The sequence below is a fragment of the Bradyrhizobium sp. 141 genome (genome assembly GCF_023074055.1).
In the GTDB taxonomy this organism is placed as follows: Bacteria; Pseudomonadota; Alphaproteobacteria; order Rhizobiales; family Xanthobacteraceae; genus Bradyrhizobium.
In genome coordinates, this window is record NZ_JADPKR010000026.1 from 109,961 (window position 1) to 129,234 (window position 19,274).

A 19,274-nucleotide genomic window follows, 5' to 3' on the forward strand; every position below is an offset into this window, starting at 1 on the left:
TCAGGGCGTCATGTTGCAGCCGAGCCGCCAGCCCATGCCTGTCGAGTCCGTCGATCCCGATCACAAGGCTTTCCTCGACGATTATGTGGGGCGCCTCCATCGCGCGACGGCGATCGACGACGGCGTTTTTGCCGGGATCTCCGCCACCCGCGCCACCTGGTTGCGCACGCGCGAACAGGGCGGCCGCGTCATCTTCATCGGTAATGGCGGCTCGGCCGGCATCGCCTCGCATCTGGCGATCGATCTTGCGAAGAACGCATCGGTGCCTGCGCTCTGCTTCAGCGACGCGAGCATGATGTCGTGCCTTGCCAACGATTACGGGTTCGAGGATTGGATTGCGCACGCCGTGCGGCTGAACGCCCGTGCCGGCGACTGCCTCGTCGCGATCAGCTCGTCGGGACGCTCGAAGAACATCCTCAATGCGGTTGCGCAGGCGCGGACGATGAAGCTCGACGTGATCACGCTGTCGGGGATGAACGTAGACAATCCGCTGCGCAATCTCGGCGATGTCAATTTCTGGGTCGACAGCCGCAGCTACAACATTGTCGAGACCACGCACCAGTTCTGGATGATGGCCGCGATCGACCTCGTCATCGGTCGCGCGGAATATCCGGCATCCTGAGGCGGGCACCCGATGCAGTCGCGGTTCAAACAGGCGGCCCTGTTTTCGGTAAAGCTGCTGCTGTCGATCGCCGTGCTGGTCTACATCGCGCGCGGTCTCGACCTGCAACGATTGCGCAGCCATCTCGTCTCGGTCGATCCTTTCCTGTTCGTCCTCGCGCTGGCGCTGATCTTCTTCCAGACCTTCGTGCTCAACGGCCGGTGGGAGCTGATCATGCGCGCGCTCGGCGTGTCGCTGGACTGGCTCGCGGGCTGGCGCATCCTCATGATCAGCCTCTGGTTCAATCAGGTGTTGCCGTCATCGGTCGGCGGGGACGCGGTGCGGATGTGGCTGCTGCGTCAGCGAGGCGTGCAGTGGCCGGAGGCGGTCAAGGGCGTCGCGGCCGACCGTTTCACGGCATTGATCGGGCTGATCGTGCTGATGGTGGCCGGATTGCCGTTGCTGCTGTCACGCGTGTCCAATCAGGCAGCGATCCTGGCCATCGGCGGGCTGACGCTGGCAGGCGTCGCCGGCACCGTGGTCCTGTTGACGCTCGACCGTCTGCCGAGGCGCCTCATTGCGCATCCGGCGATCGCAAGTTTCGTCCGGTTCGGAACGCTTGTCAGGTTTCTTCTCCTGCAGTCCGAGCGCCGCGCTTTGCTGTTCGGATCGGCGCTCCTCATCCATCTCGTGACCGCGGCGGCCTGCTACGCCTTGGCGCGCGGTGTCGGAGCGCAGCTCTCGGTGCTGGACGCCGTCGTCCTGATTCCGCCGGTGGTGCTGTTGACGGCCGTCCCGATCTCGATCAGCGGCTGGGGCGTTCGTGAGGGGGCGATGGTCGCCTGCCTCGGTCTGGCGGGCGTGCCTTCCGAGGAGGCGCTGTCGGTTTCGCTCCTGCTTGGCGCCATCAGCGTGATCATCGGGCTCGTCGGCGGTGCGATCTGGCTGGCAAGTCCGGAGCGCGGCTCGTATTCCGCGGACAAGGCTGCCAAGGCGGCGGAGGAAGCTCCCAGCTACGGGCTGGGCAAGGAAGTCTCGAGCCACCCATGACCCTTTTGCGCTCGTTGCTGCAGGTCTGGTTTTCACAGGGTGGGATTGCCTCACCCGCCCGCGCATCTCATGTTTCGGTTCCACGATGAAAAATCTGTTCTACGTCCGCCATACCTGCCGCCTCTGTCATTCGGACAAGCAAGAGCTGGTCGTCCCGATGGCAGGCATGCCCATCGGAACGCCGAACTTCCAGGTCCCGGACGCCAGCGTCGACGATCCGGTGTTCCGGGCCGCGGTGCCGATGGCGCTGCATCTGTGCAGGGATTGCGGCCATCTCCAGATTCTCCATGTCGGCAATCCGGAGATCCAGTACCGCAACTACGTCTACACCACCTCGCTCTCGCTCGGCCTGCGGGAGCACTTCGCGGGCTATGCCAACGACGTCGTCAGCCGCTTCGCCATCGCGCCGGGCTCGCTGGTCGTCGAGCTCGGAAGCAACGACGGATCGTTGCTCGGGTTCTTCAAAGAGCGCGGTATGCGGGTGCTGGGTGTCGATCCCGCCGTCGACATCGCGCGGCGCGCGACGGAAGCGGGGATCGAGACCATCGGCGATTTCTTCACCGATGCCATCGGTCACCGCATCCTGCAGAGCCACGGTGCGGCGAGCGTTGTGATCGCCAACAACATGATCGCCAATGTCGACAATCTCGATCCGCTGGTGATTGGGGTTCGCGACGTGCTTGCGCCGGACGGGTTGTTCGTCTTCGAAACGCAATACGGCGTCGACGTCACCGAGAAGAACCTGCTCGACACCGTCTATCACGAGCATCTGTCGTATTTTAACATCAAGCCGCTGATCCGTTTCTTTGCCCGGCTCGGCATGGAGCTGATCGACGTCCAGCACATCTGGACCAAGGGTGGCTCGATCCGCGTGACCGTGCAGCGTGCCGGTGGCGCCAAGAAACCGTCGGCCGAGGTCGCTCGCTTCGTTGCCGAGGAAGAACGGCTCGGCGTCGATCAGCCGGCCTATTATGCGCCCTACGTGAAGAGGATCGCCGCTATCCGCGACGAGCTGGTCGCGATGGCTGATGCCGCCCATGCGCGCGGGCAACTCGTTGCCGGCTACGGCGTCTCGGTCGGCACCACGACCCTGCTGCCGCAGTTCGGCCTGGAGAACAAGATCGACTTCCTGGTGGACGACGACCCCAAGAAGGGGAGCGTGATGGCCGGCCCGGGCTATGACATCCCGATCCTGCCGCCTGCCGCCCTCTACGAGCGCAAGCCGGCATTCGTCGTCGTCTTCGCCTGGCGTTATGTCGACCCGATCCGGGCCAAGCACGCCCGCTATTTCGCCGAAGGCGGAAAGTTCGTGGTGCCGCTGCCGGGCACTTCGATGGTCGACCGGGCCGACTGAGCGCGCGAGGGCGCCGAAGAGGCGCGAGCGCTCAAGTGGAGCGTTCTGAAGGAACCGGCTGGAGCTGCGGTCAGGCCTTTGCGAGGGTGGGGCAGATAAGCTCTTGATTCGCCTGGGCTCTGCTTTACCGCCCGGGAAGGGCGGCTCGTCGAGGCTATCCCCCTATATCTTGACCTTTGGTCCCATCCGCAGTAGATACCCCGCACTCGCAGCCGGCCCGTTAGACGCGGATCTCCGGCGCGGCTTTGAAATCCCCGAACAATCGAGCCCGGTTTCCGGCTCATCCTTCGAGACAGAGGGCTGGGCCAACGGCGGCTGTTCGGATCCCTGAAATTCATTCGCGTCTGTCGACGGACGTTGGACATCAAAACGATGGCAGTCAGCCCGTTCAAGTTCTTGCAGGAAGTGCGCTCGGAGACGGCCAAGGTCACCTGGCCGACCCGCCGCGAGACCACGATCACCACCATCATGGTGTTCGTCATGGTCGCCGTGGCCTCGATCTTCTTCTTCGCCGCCGACCAGATCATCCGGGTCCTCATCACCTTCCTTCTGGGCATTCACTGATGGCAACAGCAACCGCTCAACTGTCTGACAAGCGCTGGTACATCGTCCACGCCTATTCGAACTTCGAGAAGAAGGTCGCCGAATCGATCCGCGAGCAGGCCAAGCAGCGCGGGCTCGAGGAGCTGTTCGAGCTGGTGCTGGTGCCGACCGAGAAGGTCACGGAAGTGCGCCGCGGCCGCAAGATCGACGCCGAGCGCAAGTTCTTCCCGGGCTATGTGCTGGTGAAGATGAAGCTGACCGACGAAGCGTTTCATCTGATCAAGAACACGCCGAAGGTCACCGGCTTCCTCGGCGCCGAAAACAAGCCGATGCCGATCTCGGAGGCCGAAGCCATGCGCATCCTGCACCAGGTGCAGGAGGGCGTGGAACGGCCGAAGGCGTCGGTGTCGTTCGAGATCGGCGAGAACGTGCGCGTGGCCGATGGCCCGTTCGCCTCGTTCTCGGGTGTCGTCGAGGAAATCGACGAGGCGCGCTCGCGCGTGAAGGTCGCGGTGTCGATCTTCGGCCGCGCCACGCCGGTCGAACTGGAATTCGGTCAGGTCGAGAAGGTCTGATCGGGAACGCGTGAGGCTTCGGTCTCGCGCAGCAAGAGGCCGTGGGAGGACGAGGGCGGTTGCCAGCCGCCTGTTGATCCCGACCACGAACCTGAAACCGCCGGCGACATGCCGGCACAACAGGAGTGATACATGGCAAAGAAAGTGACCGGATACCTGAAGCTTCAGGTCCCGGCCGGTGCGGCGAATCCTTCGCCCCCGATCGGTCCCGCGCTTGGTCAGCGCGGTCTCAACATCATGGAGTTCTGCAAGGCGTTCAACGCCCAGACCCAGAAGGAAGAGAAGAACACCCCGATTCCGGTGGTGATCACGATCTACGCCGATCGTTCGTTCACCTTCGAGATGAAGACGCCCCCGATGTCGTTCTTCCTCAAGCAGGCCGCCAAGATCCAGTCCGGCTCGAAGGCACCGGGCCGCGACAAGGCCGGCGCGGTGACCAAGGCGCAGGTGCGCGAGATCGCCGAGAAGAAGATGAAGGATCTGAATTGCGACTCGATCGAATCGGCCATGAAGATGGTCGAGGGCTCTGCCCGTTCGATGGGTCTGGAAGTGGCGGGGTAAGCGGTCATGGCAATCGGAAAGCGTTTGAACAAAGCCCGCGAAGGTGTTGACCGCGAAAAGCTTTATCCGCTCGCGGACGCCATCAAGATGGTCAAGGAACGCGCGAAAGCGAAGTTCGACGAGACCATCGAGGTCGCGATCAATCTCGGCGTCGATCCGCGTCACGCCGACCAGATGGTCCGTGGTGTCGTGACCCTGCCGAACGGCACCGGCCGTACGCTCCGCGTCGGCGTGTTCGCCCGCGGCGCCAAGGCTGATGAGGCCAAGGCTGCGGGTGCTGACGTCGTCGGCGCCGAAGATCTGGTCGAGAAGGTGCAGAACGGTTCGATCGATTTCGACCGCTGCATCGCCACCCCCGACATGATGCCGCTGGTCGGCCGTCTCGGTAAGGTGCTCGGCCCGCGCGGCCTGATGCCGAACCCGAAGATCGGCACCGTGACCATGGACGTCACCGGTGCGGTGAAGGGTGCCAAGGGCGGCTCGGTCGAGTTCCGTGTCGAGAAGGCCGGCATCCTGCAGGCCGGCGTCGGCAAGGCCTCGTTCTCCGAGGAGAAGCTGGTCGAGAACATCAAGGCTCTGGCCGATGCTGTCTCCAAGGCCAAGCCGGCCGGTTCCAAGGGCACCTACATCCAGCGCGTTGCGGTGTCCTCGACGATGGGCCCGGGCGTGAAGGTCGAGCCGGGCACCATCCTCGGCTAAGTCTGGAAATTGCATGAGGCGAGGGGCGGAATTGGGCAACCGATTCCGCCCCTCGTCGTTTGTGAAGGCGTTCACCGGGAACAAGAACAATGGCTGACAAGGTCCTGATCTATTCACGCTTTCCCAAGTCGATGATGGCGCGGTTCGCCGAGCGGTTCGAATTGCTCGACACCGGCGGCAGGCCCGCGGGGGAGGTGTTTTCGGCCGACGAACTCGGCGGCGTCCGCGCGATGCTGACGGCGGGCGGCACGCCGCTCGGTGCGGAGGCGATGGATCTGTTTCCAAAACTCGGCGCCATCGTCTGCTACGGCACCGGCTATGACGGTGTCGACCTGGAGGCGGCAGCCAGCCGCAATATCGCGGTCGCCCACAGTCCCGGCGCCAATGCGGCCTCGGTCGCCGATATCGCGATGACCCTGATGCTGGCGACGACGCGGCGGATCCTGGTTGCCGACCAATATGTCCGCAGTGGCGATTGGGCGGCCTCGAAACAGTCGCCGATGATGCGCCCGCAGGCCGGCATGCCCGGCCGCCACATCGGCGTCTACGGCATGGGCGAGATCGGCCGCAAGATCGCGGCGCGCTGCGCCGCCTTCGAGAGCGAGGTCGGCTATTTCAGCCGCAGCAAATACGATCTGCCCTATCAATACTTCCCGACGCTGGAGGCCCTGGCCGATTGGTGCAGCGTGCTGATGATCGCGGTCCGGGCAGGGGCCGAGACCCAGCATGTCGTCAATGCGGATATCCTGAGGCGTCTCGGCGCAGACGGCTACGTCGTCAACATCTCCCGCGGTTCGGTGATCGACGAGAAGGCCCTGGTCGCGGCCCTCAGCGACAAGACCATCGCCGGCGCCGGCCTCGACGTCTACGAGAAGGAACCGCACGCGCCCGATGCGCTGACCGTGCTGCCGAACGTGGTGTTCGCCCCGCATATCGGCGGTCACACCCTCGAATCGCACGTCGCCATGCAAGCCTGCGTGCTGGCGAATCTGACCGCGTTCTTCGAAGGCAAGCCGCTGCCCCACGCGGTCAAATCGGCCTGAATCGGTCCTTATCGGCCCGGGTCAAGCGCCCGCGGCAACAGATTGGAACTGGTGTGAATTTTGCTCTTGGCAAGCAGGCAGAGAGCGGTTAAAGAACCGCTTCCGGACGTGCCGGCCTCGGCTGGCGCGTTCGTGCACGCATTCAGAAAACCCGACACGATAGGAGATCATTCCTTTTCAGGACGTCCGTGAGGATTTGCCCGAAAAGGAAGGAAAACCCGTCGGTTGGTGGAATGCGGGCAGAGGTCGGGCGGTTCGCCGGCTGACCTTGTCCTGTCCAAGACTGCAGGCGCCTGCGAGGAATCTCGGTTTCTCAACGGCTTAATCGCATGGCCTGCATAGACGGGTGAAGACCGGATTTCACTTCGCGTCCAGCTTTAAGGGCTGGTTTCGCGAAACGGGTCTGGTTCGGACCTCGACACGCCGTGGGCCCAGGGGCTCCCGGAGGGCAGGCTTTGAATCGTCGTGTCGCCCGGCGCGTGTCCGATGGGTTTTGGCCCGGAGGTTCAGGTTTTGGGTGGGACGATGGGTGCAACCCGGCGGTCCCGCTTCTCGCGATGACCGCCAACCGGAAAGAGCTTGCTGTGGAACGAGCGGCAAAAAAGGAAGCGGTCGAACAGCTCAACGGGGTCTTCAAGACCACGAGCGTCGCGGTCGTTGCCCAATATTCCGGCCTGACCGTTGCCCAGATGCAGAAGCTGCGCATGCAGATGAAGCAGGCTGGCGCCTCGGTGAAGGTCTCGAAGAACCGTCTCGCCAAAATTGCTCTTGAAGGCACTGACGTCGTTGCCATCGGTCCCATGCTGAAGGGACCGACCGTGATCGCTACTTCGAACGATCCGGTTGCGGCGCCAAAGGTCGCCGTCGAATTCGCCAAGGCGAACGAAAAGTTCGTCATCGTCGGCGGTTCGATGGGGAAGACCGTCCTGAATGTCGACGGCGTGAAGGCGCTTGCCTCGCTGCCGTCGCTTGATGAACTGCGCGCCAAGATCGTCGGCCTGCTTGTGGCCCCGGCGACCAAGATCGCTCAGCTCACCAATGCGCCCGCGGGCAAGCTCGCGCGCGTCATCCAGGCTCATGCCTCAAAGGGCGAAGCGGCCTGACGCCCTTCGCAAAACTCAAACCCGAACCAGACTTACACCTAAGGAAACTGAACAATGGCTGACTTGCAGAAGATCGTTGACGACCTCTCGAGCCTCACCGTGCTCGAAGCTGCTGAACTGGCGAAGCTCCTCGAAGAAAAGTGGGGCGTTTCGGCTGCCGCGGCTGTCGCCGTGGCCGGCCCGGCTGGTGGTGGCGCTGCCGCCGCTCCGGCGGAAGAGAAGACCGAGTTCACGGTCGTTCTCGCCGGCGCCGGCGACAAGAAGATCGAGGTCATCAAGGAAGTCCGCGCCATCACCGGCCTGGGCCTGAAGGAAGCAAAGGACCTCGTCGAGGGCGCGCCGAAGCCTGTCAAGGAAGGCGTGAACAAGGACGAAGCCGACAAGATCAAGGCCCAGCTCGAGAAGGCTGGCGCGAAGGTCGAGCTCAAGTAAGCAACGCTTGCTGGCGAGATCCCGGGCGAGCGTCAGCGAAGCCCGGGATCTTGGCTTGCCCCTCAACAAGGGGTGTGCCGGATGCAAAAGGCGTGCGACGGAACGTTCCGACGCGGGCCGAACACGAAAAAGTGTGGGGATTTGCGGGTTTCACCCTCGAATCTGCACTATTGTCGCCCCATATCGGTTCGGCAGCACGAAAGCGCGGTGGGCAGGGATGTCGGATTTCCCTGTAAGCCGTTGGGAGAGCAGGCTATTTCGGGCTTTTGCAGTCCGTGAAGACAATCGTTGTGACGGGCGGGCGCGCACCAGCGCCCCGCGCGTCGTTTTGCGTTTTGAAGGTCTGAAGAACAGATTCAGGACATTCTCGCCTGAAACTGAGTCTCCGGTCCCCAAAACGGGTTCGAAAAATTCAACCCGGGGAGCGGTGGCAGCCGCGTCTCGGACGGCGCGCCCGGAGCGGGCGACGAAAATGAGAGGCCACCATGGCGCAGCAGACATTCACCGGTCGCAAACGCGTTCGCAAGTTCTTCGGACACATCAAGGAAGTCGCCGAGATGCCGAACCTCATCGAGGTTCAGAAGGCGTCCTATGACCAGTTCCTGATGGTCGATGAACCCCAGGGTGGCCGTCTCGACGAGGGTCTGCAGGCGGTCTTCCGCTCGGTGTTTCCGATCTCCGACTTCTCGGGCACCTCGATGCTGGAATTCGTCCGCTACGAGTTCGAGCAGCCGAAATACGACGTCGACGAGTGCCGCCAGCGCGGCATGACCTTCGCGGCTCCCCTCAAGGTGACGCTGCGCCTCATCGTGTTCGATATCGACGAGGAAACTGGCGCGAAGTCGGTGAAGGACATCAAGGAGCAGGACGTCTACATGGGCGACATCCCGCTCATGACGATGAACGGCACCTTCATCGTCAACGGCACCGAGCGCGTCATCGTCTCGCAGATGCATCGGTCGCCCGGCGTGTTCTTCGATCACGACAAGGGCAAGACCCATTCCTCGGGCAAGCTGCTGTTCGCCGCCCGCGTCATCCCGTATCGCGGCTCCTGGCTCGACATCGAGTTCGACGCCAAGGACATCGTCTATGCGCGTATCGACCGTCGCCGCAAGATTCCGGTGACGTCGCTGATGTTCGCCCTCGGCCTCGACGGCGAGGCGATCCTCAGCACGTTCTACAAGAAGATCCTCTACAAGCGGACCAAGGAAGGCTGGCGCGTTCCGTTCGACGCCAACCGCTTCCGCGGCTACTCGACCGTCAACGATCTGATCGACGCCGACACCGGCAAGGTCGTGCTCGAGGCCGGCAAGAAGCTCACCGTCCGTGCCGCCCGCCAGCTCCAGGAGAAGGGGCTGAAGGCGCTGCGCATGTCCGATGAGGAGCTGGTCGGCAATTACGTCGCCGAGGACCTCGTCAACCCGAAGACGGGTGAGATCCACGCCGAAGCTGGTGAGGAGATCACCGACAAGCTGATGAAGGGGCTCAACGAGCACGGCTACAAGGAGCTGCCGCTGCTCGACATCGACCACGTCAATGTCGGTCCCTACATCCGCAACACGCTCTCGGCGGACAAGAACATGACGCGCGAGGATGCGCTGTTCGACATCTACCGCGTGATGCGTCCGGGCGAGCCGCCGACGCTGGATTCGGCGCAGGCGATGTTCCAGTCGCTGTTCTTCGACGCCGAACGCTACGACCTCTCCGCGGTCGGCCGCGTCAAGATGAACATGCGCCTCGACCTCGATGCGCCCGACACCCAGCGCACGCTGCGCAAGGAAGACATCCTCTCCGTCATCAAGACGCTGGTGGACCTGCGCGACGGCAAGGGCGAGATCGATGACATCGACCATCTCGGCAACCGCCGTGTGCGCTCGGTCGGCGAGCTCATGGAGAACCAGTACCGTATCGGCCTCCTGCGCATGGAGCGCGCGATCAAGGAGCGCATGTCCTCGGTCGACATCGACACGGTGATGCCGCAGGATCTGATCAACGCCAAGCCGGCGGCTGCCGCGGTGCGCGAGTTCTTCGGCTCCTCGCAGCTCTCGCAGTTCATGGACCAGACCAACCCGCTGTCGGAGATTACCCACAAGCGCCGCCTCTCGGCACTTGGACCGGGCGGTCTGACCCGCGAGCGCGCCGGCTTCGAGGTGCGCGACGTGCATCCGACGCATTACGGCCGCATCTGCCCGATCGAGACGCCGGAAGGTCCGAACATCGGCCTGATCAACTCGCTCGCGACCTTCGCGCGCGTGAACAAGTACGGCTTCGTCGAGACGCCGTATCGCAAGGTCAAGGACGGCCGCGTCACCGACGAGGTCGTGTATCTCTCGGCGATGGAAGAGGGCCGCTACACGGTCGCGCAGGCCAACGTGCCGCTCGACCCGAAGGGCCGCTTCACCGAAGACCTCGTGGTCTGCCGTCACGCCGGCGAAGTCTTGCCGGTGACGCCCGACAAGGTCGACTACATGGACGTGTCGCCGAAGCAGCTCGTTTCGGTCGCCGCGGCGCTGATCCCGTTCCTCGAGAACGACGACGCCAACCGCGCGCTGATGGGCTCGAACATGCAGCGCCAGGCGGTGCCGCTGGTTCGCGCCGAGGCGCCGTTCGTCGGCACCGGCATGGAAGGCGTGGTTGCGCGTGACTCGGGTGCCGCGATCGCGGCGCGCCGTTCCGGCGTGATCGACCAGATCGACGCCACCCGCGTCGTCATCCGCGCCACGGAAGATCTCGATCCGACCAAGTCGGGCGTCGATATCTACCGGCTGATGAAGTACCAGCGCTCCAACCAGTCGACCTGCATCAACCAGCGTCCGCTGGTGAAGGTCGGCGACATCGTCAAGAAGGGCGACATCATCGCCGACGGCCCCTCGACCGATCTCGGTGAGCTCGCGCTGGGGCGGAACGTGCTCGTCGCGTTCATGCCGTGGAACGGCTACAACTTCGAAGACTCGATCCTGCTCTCCGAGCGGATCGTGAAGGAAGACGTATTCACCTCAATTCATATCGAAGAATTCGAGGTGATGGCCCGCGACACCAAGCTCGGCCCCGAGGAAATCACCCGCGACATTCCGAACGTCTCGGAAGAAGCGCTGAAGAACCTCGACGAAGCCGGTATCGTCTACATCGGTGCGGAAGTGCGCGCCGGCGACATCCTGGTCGGCAAGATCACGCCGAAGGGCGAGAGCCCGATGACGCCGGAAGAGAAGCTCCTGCGCGCCATCTTCGGCGAGAAGGCTTCCGACGTTCGCGATACCTCGCTGCGCGTTCCTCCGGGCGTGCAGGGCACGATCGTGGAAGTGCGCGTGTTCAACCGTCACGGCGTCGACAAGGACGAGCGTGCGCTGGCGATCGAGCGGGAAGAGATCGAGCGTCTGGCCAAGGACCGCGACGACGAGCAGGCGATCCTGGACCGCAACGTCTACAACCGTCTTGCCGAGCTCCTCGAGGGGCGGCAGGGCATTGCCGGTCCGAAGGGCTTCAAGAAGGACACTAAGATCACCCGTGCGGTGCTCGAGGAGTACCCGAAGTCGCAGTGGTGGCTGTTCGCTTCGCCGAACGACAAGCTGATGGCCGAGATCGAGGCCATGCGGAAGCAGTACGACGAGTCGAAGAAGGGGCTTGAACAGCGCTTCCTCGACAAGGTCGAGAAGCTTCAGCGCGGTGACGAATTGCCGCCCGGCGTGATGAAGATGGTCAAGGTCTTCGTCGCGGTGAAGCGCAAGATTCAGCCCGGCGACAAGATGGCCGGCCGCCACGGCAACAAGGGCGTGGTGTCGAAGATCGTGCCGATCGAGGACATGCCGTTCCTCGAAGACGGCACCCATGCCGACATCGTGCTCAATCCGCTCGGCGTGCCCTCGCGCATGAACGTCGGGCAGATCCTCGAGACCCATCTCGGCTGGGCTTGCGCCGGCCTCGGCAAGCGTATCGGCCAGACGGTCGATGCCTATTTGTCGAAGCAGGACATCAAGCCGCTGAAGGAAACCTTGAAGAAGGTCTACGGTGAGGACGAGACGATCAAGTCGCTCAACGACAACGAACTGATCGAGCTCGGCCACAACTTAAGCCGCGGCGTGCCGATCGCGACGCCGGTGTTCGACGGCGCCAAGGAAGCCGACATCGAGGAGATGCTGAAGCTTGCCGGTCTGGACGCTTCGGGTCAGTCGACCGTCTATGACGGCCGCACCGGCGATCCGTTCGATCGGAAGGTGACGGTGGGCTACATCTACATGCTCAAGCTGCACCACCTGGTCGACGACAAGATCCACGCGCGTTCGATCGGTCCGTACTCGCTCGTCACCCAGCAGCCGCTGGGCGGCAAGGCGCAGTTCGGCGGCCAGCGCTTCGGCGAAATGGAGGTGTGGGCGCTCGAGGCTTACGGCGCGGCGTACACGCTCCAGGAGATGCTGACGGTGAAGTCGGACGACGTCGCCGGCCGTACCAAGGTGTACGAGGCGATCGTGCGCGGCGACGACACGTTCGAGGCCGGTATTCCGGAATCGTTCAACGTGCTGGTCAAGGAAATGCGCTCGCTCGGCCTCAACGTCGACCTGCACAACTCCAAGGTGGGACCGGCGCCGACGTCGGAAGCGGCCGAGTAATCGACCTGTTCATGCCCGGCCTTCCCGGCCGGGCACCGGCGCCCCGCCCGAGGCCTTGAGGGCAGGGCGCCCCGCTAAGTGATTTTCGAATTTGCGGCCGGAGGCGACCGGCACGCGAGGAGAAGACGATGAACCAAGAAATTATGAATCTCTTCAACCCGACGACGCCGGCTCAGGTCTTCGACCAGATCCGGATCTCGATCGCGTCTCCAGAGAAGATTCTGTCCTGGTCCTACGGCGAGATCAAGAAGCCGGAGACCATCAACTACCGTACCTTCAAGCCCGAGCGCGACGGCCTGTTCTGCGCCCGCATCTTCGGGCCGATCAAGGATTACGAGTGCTTGTGCGGCAAGTACAAGCGCATGAAGTACAAGGGCATCATCTGCGAGAAGTGCTCGGTCGAGGTCACGCTGTCGCGCGTCCGGCGCGAGCGCATGGGCCATATCGAGCTCGCAGCCCCCGTCGCCCACATCTGGTTCCTGAAGTCGCTGCCCTCGCGCATCGGCCTTCTGCTGGACATGACGCTGAAGGATCTCGAGCGGATCCTCTATTTCGAATACTATGTCGTGCTCGAGCCGGGCCTCACCGCGCTGAAGGACCGTCAGCTGCTGTCGGAAGACGAGTATCTGAAGGCGCAGGACGAGTACGGCCAGGATTCCTTCACCGCCATGATCGGCGCGGAAGCGATCCGCGAGCTGCTCAAGGGCATGGACCTCGAGAAGCTCGAATTGTCCTTGCGCGCGGAGATGCAGGAGACCGACTCCGACATCAAGCACAAGAAGCTGGCCAAGCGCCTGAAAATCGTGGAAGCGTTCCGCCACTCCGGCAACAAGCCGGAATGGATGATCATGACCGTGGTTCCGGTGATTCCGCCGGACCTGCGTCCGCTCGTGCCGCTCGACGGCGGCCGCTTCGCGACCTCCGACCTCAACGACCTCTACCGCCGCGTCATCAACCGCAACAACCGCTTGAAGCGGCTGATGGAGCTGCGTGCGCCCGACATCATCATCCGCAACGAGAAGCGCATGCTTCAGGAAGCGGTCGATGCGCTGTTCGACAACGGCCGTCGCGGCCGCGTCATCACGGGCGCCAACAAGCGTCCGCTGAAGTCGCTCGCCGACATGCTCAAGGGCAAGCAGGGCCGCTTCCGTCAGAACCTGCTCGGCAAGCGCGTCGACTATTCGGGCCGTTCGGTGATCGTGGTCGGTCCCGAGCTGCGCCTGCATCAGTGCGGCCTGCCGAAGAAGATGGCGCTCGAGCTGTTCAAGCCGTTCATCTATTCGCGGCTTGACGCAAAGGGCCTGTCCACCACCGTGAAGCAGGCGAAGAAGCTGGTCGAGAAGGAGCGGCCCGAGGTCTGGGATATCCTGGACGAGGTCATCCGCGAGCATCCGGTGCTGCTCAACCGCGCGCCGACGCTGCATCGTCTCGGCATCCAGGCGTTCGAGCCGGTGCTGATCGAGGGCAAGGCGATCCAGCTTCACCCGCTGGTCTGCTCCGCGTTCAACGCCGACTTCGACGGCGACCAGATGGCCGTGCACGTTCCGCTGTCGCTCGAAGCGCAGCTGGAAGCGCGCGTCCTGATGATGTCGACCAACAACATCCTGCATCCGGCGAACGGACAGCCGATCATCGTGCCGTCGCAGGACATCGTGCTCGGTCTCTACTACGTCTCGATCATGCGCGAAGGCCTGCCCGGCGAGGGCAAGGTGTTCGGCGAGATGGCCGAGCTCGAGCACGCCCTGCACGCGAAGGTCATCCACCTCCACACCAAGATCAAGTACCGGTGGGAAGGCATCGACGAGACCGGCAAGATCTCCAAGCGCTGGATCGAGACCACCGCCGGCCGCGTCATGCTCGGCAATCTGCTGCCGAAGAACCCGCGCGTCCCGTACGAGATCATCAACAAGCTGATGACCAAGCGCGAGATCTCGGGCGTCATCGACCAGGTCTACCGCCACTGCGGTCAGAAGGAGACGGTGATCTTCTGCGACCGCATCATGGCGCTCGGCTTCTACAACGCGTTCAAGGCCGGCATCTCGTTCGGCAAGGACGACATGGTCGTGCCGCACTCCAAGTGGAAGATCGTCGACACCACCCGTACGCTGGCGAAGGATTTCGAGCAGCAGTACAACGACGGTCTGATCACCCATGGCGAGAAGTACAACAAGGTCGTCGACGCCTGGTCGAAGGCCACGGAAGAAATCGCCAAGGCGATGATGAAGGAGATCTCCTCCACCAAGAAGACGGCGAGTGGAGCGGATGCCGACATCAACTCGATCTACATGATGGCTCACTCCGGTGCCCGCGGTTCGCCGGCCCAGATGCGTCAGCTCGCCGGCATGCGCGGCCTGATGGCCAAGCCGTCGGGTGAGATCATCGAGACGCCGATCATCTCGAACTTCAAGGAAGGCCTCTCGGTTCTCGAGTACTTCAACTCGACCCACGGCGCCCGCAAGGGCCTCGCGGACACCGCGTTGAAGACCGCGAACTCGGGCTACCTGACCCGTCGTCTGGTCGACGTGGCGCAGGACTGCATCATCACGCAGAGCGACTGCGGCACCAAGCTCGGCATCAAGATGCGCGCCATCGTCGATGCCGGCACCGTGGTTGCTTCGCTCGGTTCGCGCATCCTCGGACGCACGGCCTGCGAAGACATCCGTGACAGCTCGGGCAAGGTGATCATCAAGCGTGATACGCTGATGGAAGAAAGCCATCTGGACGCCATCCAGCAGGGTGGTGTGCAGGAGGTGAAGATCCGATCGGCGCTGACCTGCGAGCTCGTCAACGGCATCTGCGGCAAGTGCTACGGCCGCGACCTCGCCCGCGGCACGCCGGTCAACCACGGCGAAGCGGTCGGCGTCATCGCGGCGCAGTCGATCGGTGAACCGGGCACCCAGCTCACCATGCGCACCTTCCACATCGGTGGTGCGGCGCAGCTCAACGAGCAGTCGTTCGTCGAAGCCAACTTCGACGGCAAGATCGTGATCAGGAACAAGGCCATCGCCCGCAACAGCGAAGGTCATCTGGTCGCGATGGTGCGCAACATGGTGGTGGCGATCGTCGATGCCGACGGCACCGAGCGTGCGACGCACCGCGTCCAGTACGGCTCGCGCCTGCACATTGACGAGGGCGACAACGTCAAGCGCGGCCAGCGCATCGTCGAGTGGGACCCGTACACCCGTCCGCTTCTCACCGAGGTCGAAGGTACCATCGGCTTCGAGGACCTGATCGAGGGTCTGTCGATCTCGGAAACGCTCGACGAAGCCACCGGTATCGCCAAGCGCGTGGTCATCGACTGGCGCTCGACGCGTGGCGGCGGGGACTTGCGTCCCGCCATCGTGGTCAAGGGCAAGGACGGCAAGGTGCTCAAGCTCGCCCGTGGCGGCGACGCTCGCTACATGCTGTCGGTCGACGGCATTCTGTCGGTCGACATCGGAGCCAAGGTCCAGGCGGGTGACATCCTCGCCCGTGTCTCGACCGAAAGCGCCAAGACGCGTGACATCACCGGCGGTCTGCCGCGGGTGGCGGAACTGTTCGAGGCACGGCGTCCGAAGGACGCGGCGATCATCGCCGAAATCTCGGGCACCATCCGGTTTGGGCGCGACTACAAGAACAAGCGTCGCATCTCGATCGAGCCGATGGACAAGACCGACGAGGCGCGTGAGTACCTGATCCCGAAGGGCAAGCACATCCACCTTCAGGACGGCGACGTCGTCGAAAAGGGCGATTTCATCGTGGAAGGCAACCCGGCGCCGCACGACATTCTTGCGGTCAAGGGCATCGAGGAACTCGCGGCCTATCTGGTCAACGAGATCCAGGAGGTCTACCGGCTCCAGGGCGTGCTCATCAACGACAAGCACATCGAGGTGATTGTCCGTCAGATGCTCCAGAAGGTGGAAGTCACCGACCAGGGCGACACGGACATGATCTCCGGCGAGCAGGTCGACAAGATCGAGTTCGACGCGCTGAACGAGAAGGCCAAGGAAGAGGGCAAGAAGATCGCCACGGGTACGCCGGTTCTGCTCGGCATCACCAAGGCGAGCCTCCAGACCCGCTCGTTCTTCTCGGCGGCCTCGTTCCAGGAGACCACCCGCGTCCTCACGGAAGCGGCGGTCAATGGCAAGGTCGATCCGCTCGAAGGCCTCAAGGAGAACGTCATCGTCGGCCGGCTGATCCCGGCGGGCACCGGCGCTTCCATGGCCAAGATCCGCGAAGTCGCCGTGAAGCGCGACAAGATGATCCTCGACGAGCGCGAGAAGCAGGCGGCCGTCGTGTCGCCCGCGCCGGAAGCGGAGCTTCCTGCACTGCCGCCTGCGGAATGATGGTTCATCCGTAGGAATACCGAGGACAATGAAAAGGCCGGCGCAAGCCGGCCTTTTTGCTGCTTTCATTGCCTGCTGCGATGCGGGATCAACCTTTGTTCATCTTTCCTTCAGGCGCAAAAGAGCTTCTGCTAGGGGAGTTTAGACCGGTGGATCCCGTGACGGGGGCAGGGCCGGAGACCACGGAACTCACATGCTTGATCTCGCAATCGTAGGCGGCGGCCCCGGTGGGCTGATGAGCGCCTGGTATCTGAAGCGCAAGCTTGGCGATCTCTGTCGCGTCACCATCTACGAGGCCTCCGACCGGCTCGGCGGCAAGATCGTCACGCGCAAGTTCGATTCCGCGCCTGCGATGTACGAGGCCGGCGTTGCCGAGATCTACGATTACTCGATGACCGGGCCCGATCCGCTGCGCGAGCTGATTCAGCATTTTGGGCTGCAGACCATTCCGATGGATGCCGAGCAGGTGCAGTTCGGCGGCGAGCTGCTGAGCGACGTGCCCGGCATGCGCCGCAAATACGGCGCCAAGACCGCGGCTGCGATCGAGGCGTTCCGCAAACGTTGTACCGAGGTGATGTCGCCGATCGAATATTACGAGGGCGTCGGCGCGCACGACAACGACAATCCCTGGGCCTACAAGACCGCCGAGCAGGTGCTCGACGAGGAGGTCGAGGACGAGACGGCAAAGCGCTTCTTCAAGGTGATGGCGCGCTCCGACATCGCGACCGAGAGCCACAACACCAACGGCCTCAACGCGCTCAAGAACTATCTGATGGATGTCGACGGCTATATCGGCCTCTATTCCATCCAGAACGGCAATGAACAGTTGATCGAGTGCCTCCAGTCGGAGGTCAACGCCGATATCCAGCTCAATCACCGCGTGCTCACCGTGGGCAAGGCGCCGACCGGCCGCTACCAGCTCAAGATGATGAACGGCAAGGGACCGGAGACCCGCGACTTCGATCTCGTGCTGGTCTGCCTGCCGCATTCCTGGCTCGCCACCGTCGGCTGGGAAGGCGAGCAGCTGCGCAAGTCGATGGTCAAGCACGTCTCCTATTTCGACCGTCCCGCGCATTACCTGCGCGTCTCGATCCTGTTCGACACGCCGTTCTGGGGCGAGAAGATTTCCGGCGCCTGGTTCATGTCGGAAGCCTTCGGCGGCTGCTGCGTCTACAACGAGGGCGCGCGCCACGACGTCGGCAAGCACGGCGTGCTGAACTGGCTCATTCCCGGCTCGGACGCGCTGGCCTTTGCTAATCTATCGGACCAGGAGCTGATCGACGCCGCGCTGAAGTCGCTGCCGGCTTCGCTCGGCGATGCGCGTTTGCATTTCGTGGAAGGCAAGATCCACCGCTGGCTGTCGTCAGTGAACGCGATTCCGGGCGGTCTGCCCGTGCGCGACGTCATGACCAATCACCGGCCGGAGCCGAAGGAGCATCCGGGCATCGTGGTGGTCGGCGACTATCTGTTCGATTCGACGCTGAACGGCCTGCTCGACTCCTCCGACGCGGCGACCGACATCATCCTGACCGAGATGATGCGCCTGCGCCGCAAGCGCGCGCAGGATGGCAAGCCGGTCTCCGACAAGATCGACCGCGACTATTTCGAGAACTATCGCGGCCTCGGTGCCTATCACGAGGCATGGCGCCACTTCACCGACCCCGACTATCTCACCAAGCTGCTCGGCATCGTCTGGGGCAAGACCAAGGGCGCCAAGCTGCTCGTCGCGGGCTCGGCCAGCGGCGAGCTGGTCGGCGCGCTGCGCGAGCGCGGCATCGATGCCTTCGGCATCGAGAACAACCGTGCCATCCACGCCAGGACGCCGAAGGTGCTGAAGAAGTACAACAAGCTCGGCTCGATCAGCGACATGCCGTTCAAGGACGGCGCGTTCGACTTCGTGTTCGAAACCAGCCTCTGCCACGTTTCCCCGAAGCAGGTGGTCCGCGCGATCAAGGAGCTGAACCGCGTGGTCAAGACCGGCCTGGTGTTCGGCTCGATCACCTCGGACATGGCTCCCGCTCTGATTGATCGCTACGACCTCCTGCGCGGGGTCAAGAAGCTCGGCACCTGGTGGGAATGGTCCGAGCTGTTCTTCGGCAACGGTTTCGACCTCTCGATGCACCGCAAGGATTGCACCGATGCGCTCTGGGAAGCGACGCTCGCCGCCAACAAGGGGCCGGGGCAGTGGTACGCCGACGCCGACAGCTTGCGCTATTCCTTCTTCGACAAGGTCGAGGACGAGGACGACGATTAGCCGCTTGGAGCGAGCGCCTTCGCCAATTGTTTTGCCGAATTCATCTTGATCGCATAGAATCGGTGCAATAGCGGTTACCGCTATCTCCTGCTTTCTCTGCGGTCATGCCGGCCGTCAGCATCGGTTGGTT

The 19,274-nt window shown here is 63.3% G+C and carries 13 protein-coding genes; all 13 read left to right on the forward strand.

Going from position 1 to position 19,274, the window contains the following annotated elements:
- Positions 1–34: 34 nt before the first annotated feature.
- The 13 genes from IVA81_RS09045 (at position 35) to IVA81_RS09105 (ending at position 19,144) form a co-directional block, all read left to right on the forward strand.
- The gene (locus IVA81_RS09045; RefSeq protein WP_247314849.1) at positions 35–622 is read left to right on the forward strand and encodes an SIS domain-containing protein; all 588 of its coding nucleotides are present in this window, start codon (positions 35–37) and stop codon (positions 620–622) included.
- Between the two features lie 12 nt (positions 623–634).
- Positions 635–1,651: a lysylphosphatidylglycerol synthase transmembrane domain-containing protein gene (locus tag IVA81_RS09050; protein WP_247314851.1), complete on the forward strand. Its 1,017-nt coding sequence runs from the start codon at positions 635–637 to the stop codon at positions 1,649–1,651.
- Positions 1,652–1,736: 85 nt separating this feature from the next.
- Positions 1,737–3,005: a class I SAM-dependent methyltransferase gene (locus IVA81_RS09055; RefSeq protein ID WP_247314860.1), complete on the forward strand. Its 1,269-nt coding sequence runs from the start codon at positions 1,737–1,739 to the stop codon at positions 3,003–3,005.
- A gap of 372 nt (positions 3,006–3,377) precedes the next feature.
- Complete coding sequence (gene secE, locus IVA81_RS09060) at positions 3,378–3,569, forward strand: preprotein translocase subunit SecE (protein WP_007602984.1); 192 nt, start codon at positions 3,378–3,380, stop codon at positions 3,567–3,569.
- Positions 3,569–4,123 (forward strand): transcription termination/antitermination protein NusG, encoded by a 555-nt coding sequence (nusG, locus tag IVA81_RS09065; protein ID WP_007602985.1) that lies wholly within the window; start codon positions 3,569–3,571, stop codon positions 4,121–4,123. The genes secE and nusG overlap by 1 nt, the downstream gene beginning before the upstream one ends.
- A 132-nt stretch (positions 4,124–4,255) precedes the next feature.
- Entirely contained in the window at positions 4,256–4,684 is a 429-nt protein-coding gene (gene rplK / locus IVA81_RS09070) for a 50S ribosomal protein L11 (RefSeq protein ID WP_007602986.1), read from the forward strand.
- A gap of 6 nt (positions 4,685–4,690) precedes the next feature.
- Positions 4,691–5,383, forward strand: a complete 693-nt coding sequence (gene rplA / locus IVA81_RS09075) for a 50S ribosomal protein L1 (protein ID WP_014494487.1) — start codon at positions 4,691–4,693, stop codon at positions 5,381–5,383.
- A gap of 89 nt (positions 5,384–5,472) precedes the next feature.
- Positions 5,473–6,426, forward strand: coding sequence for a 2-hydroxyacid dehydrogenase (locus IVA81_RS09080; RefSeq protein WP_247314862.1), 954 nt, complete (start codon positions 5,473–5,475; stop codon positions 6,424–6,426).
- A gap of 584 nt (positions 6,427–7,010) precedes the next feature.
- The gene (gene rplJ, locus IVA81_RS09085) at positions 7,011–7,529 is read left to right on the forward strand and encodes a 50S ribosomal protein L10 (protein WP_247314864.1); all 519 of its coding nucleotides are present in this window, start codon (positions 7,011–7,013) and stop codon (positions 7,527–7,529) included.
- 54 nt (positions 7,530–7,583) lie between these two features.
- On the forward strand, positions 7,584–7,961 hold the full coding sequence (gene rplL, locus IVA81_RS09090) for a 50S ribosomal protein L7/L12 (protein ID WP_247314866.1): 378 nt from the start codon (positions 7,584–7,586) through the stop codon (positions 7,959–7,961).
- 485 nt (positions 7,962–8,446) lie between these two features.
- Positions 8,447–12,565, forward strand: coding sequence for a DNA-directed RNA polymerase subunit beta (rpoB, locus tag IVA81_RS09095; RefSeq protein WP_247314868.1), 4,119 nt, complete (start codon positions 8,447–8,449; stop codon positions 12,563–12,565).
- Positions 12,566–12,693: 128 nt separating this feature from the next.
- Positions 12,694–16,890, forward strand: coding sequence for a DNA-directed RNA polymerase subunit beta' (gene rpoC, locus IVA81_RS09100; RefSeq protein WP_247314877.1), 4,197 nt, complete (start codon positions 12,694–12,696; stop codon positions 16,888–16,890).
- Positions 16,891–17,083: 193 nt separating this feature from the next.
- A complete protein-coding gene (locus IVA81_RS09105) occupies positions 17,084–19,144 on the forward strand; it encodes an FAD-dependent oxidoreductase (RefSeq protein WP_247314887.1) in 2,061 nt (686 codons plus the stop codon).
- The last annotated feature ends 130 nt before the right edge of the window (positions 19,145–19,274 follow it).

Excerpts from the sequence above, each read along its gene's own strand:
- IVA81_RS09045 (WP_247314849.1), top strand. The coding sequence starts at position 35 with ATGCCTGTCGAGTCCGTCGATCCCGATCACAAGGCTTTCCTCGACGAT.
- IVA81_RS09050 (WP_247314851.1), top strand. The coding sequence starts at position 635 with ATGCAGTCGCGGTTCAAACAGGCGGCCCTGTTTTCGGTAAAGCTGCTG.
- IVA81_RS09055 (WP_247314860.1), top strand. The coding sequence starts at position 1,737 with ATGAAAAATCTGTTCTACGTCCGCCATACCTGCCGCCTCTGTCATTCG.
- secE (WP_007602984.1), top strand. The coding sequence starts at position 3,378 with ATGGCAGTCAGCCCGTTCAAGTTCTTGCAGGAAGTGCGCTCGGAGACG.
- nusG (WP_007602985.1), top strand. The coding sequence starts at position 3,569 with ATGGCAACAGCAACCGCTCAACTGTCTGACAAGCGCTGGTACATCGTC.
- rplK (WP_007602986.1), top strand. The coding sequence starts at position 4,256 with ATGGCAAAGAAAGTGACCGGATACCTGAAGCTTCAGGTCCCGGCCGGT.
- rplA (WP_014494487.1), top strand. The coding sequence starts at position 4,691 with ATGGCAATCGGAAAGCGTTTGAACAAAGCCCGCGAAGGTGTTGACCGC.
- IVA81_RS09080 (WP_247314862.1), top strand. The coding sequence starts at position 5,473 with ATGGCTGACAAGGTCCTGATCTATTCACGCTTTCCCAAGTCGATGATG.
- rplL (WP_247314866.1), top strand. The coding sequence starts at position 7,584 with ATGGCTGACTTGCAGAAGATCGTTGACGACCTCTCGAGCCTCACCGTG.
- rpoB (WP_247314868.1), top strand. The coding sequence starts at position 8,447 with ATGGCGCAGCAGACATTCACCGGTCGCAAACGCGTTCGCAAGTTCTTC.
- rpoC (WP_247314877.1), top strand. The coding sequence starts at position 12,694 with ATGAACCAAGAAATTATGAATCTCTTCAACCCGACGACGCCGGCTCAG.
- IVA81_RS09105 (WP_247314887.1), top strand. The coding sequence starts at position 17,084 with ATGCTTGATCTCGCAATCGTAGGCGGCGGCCCCGGTGGGCTGATGAGC.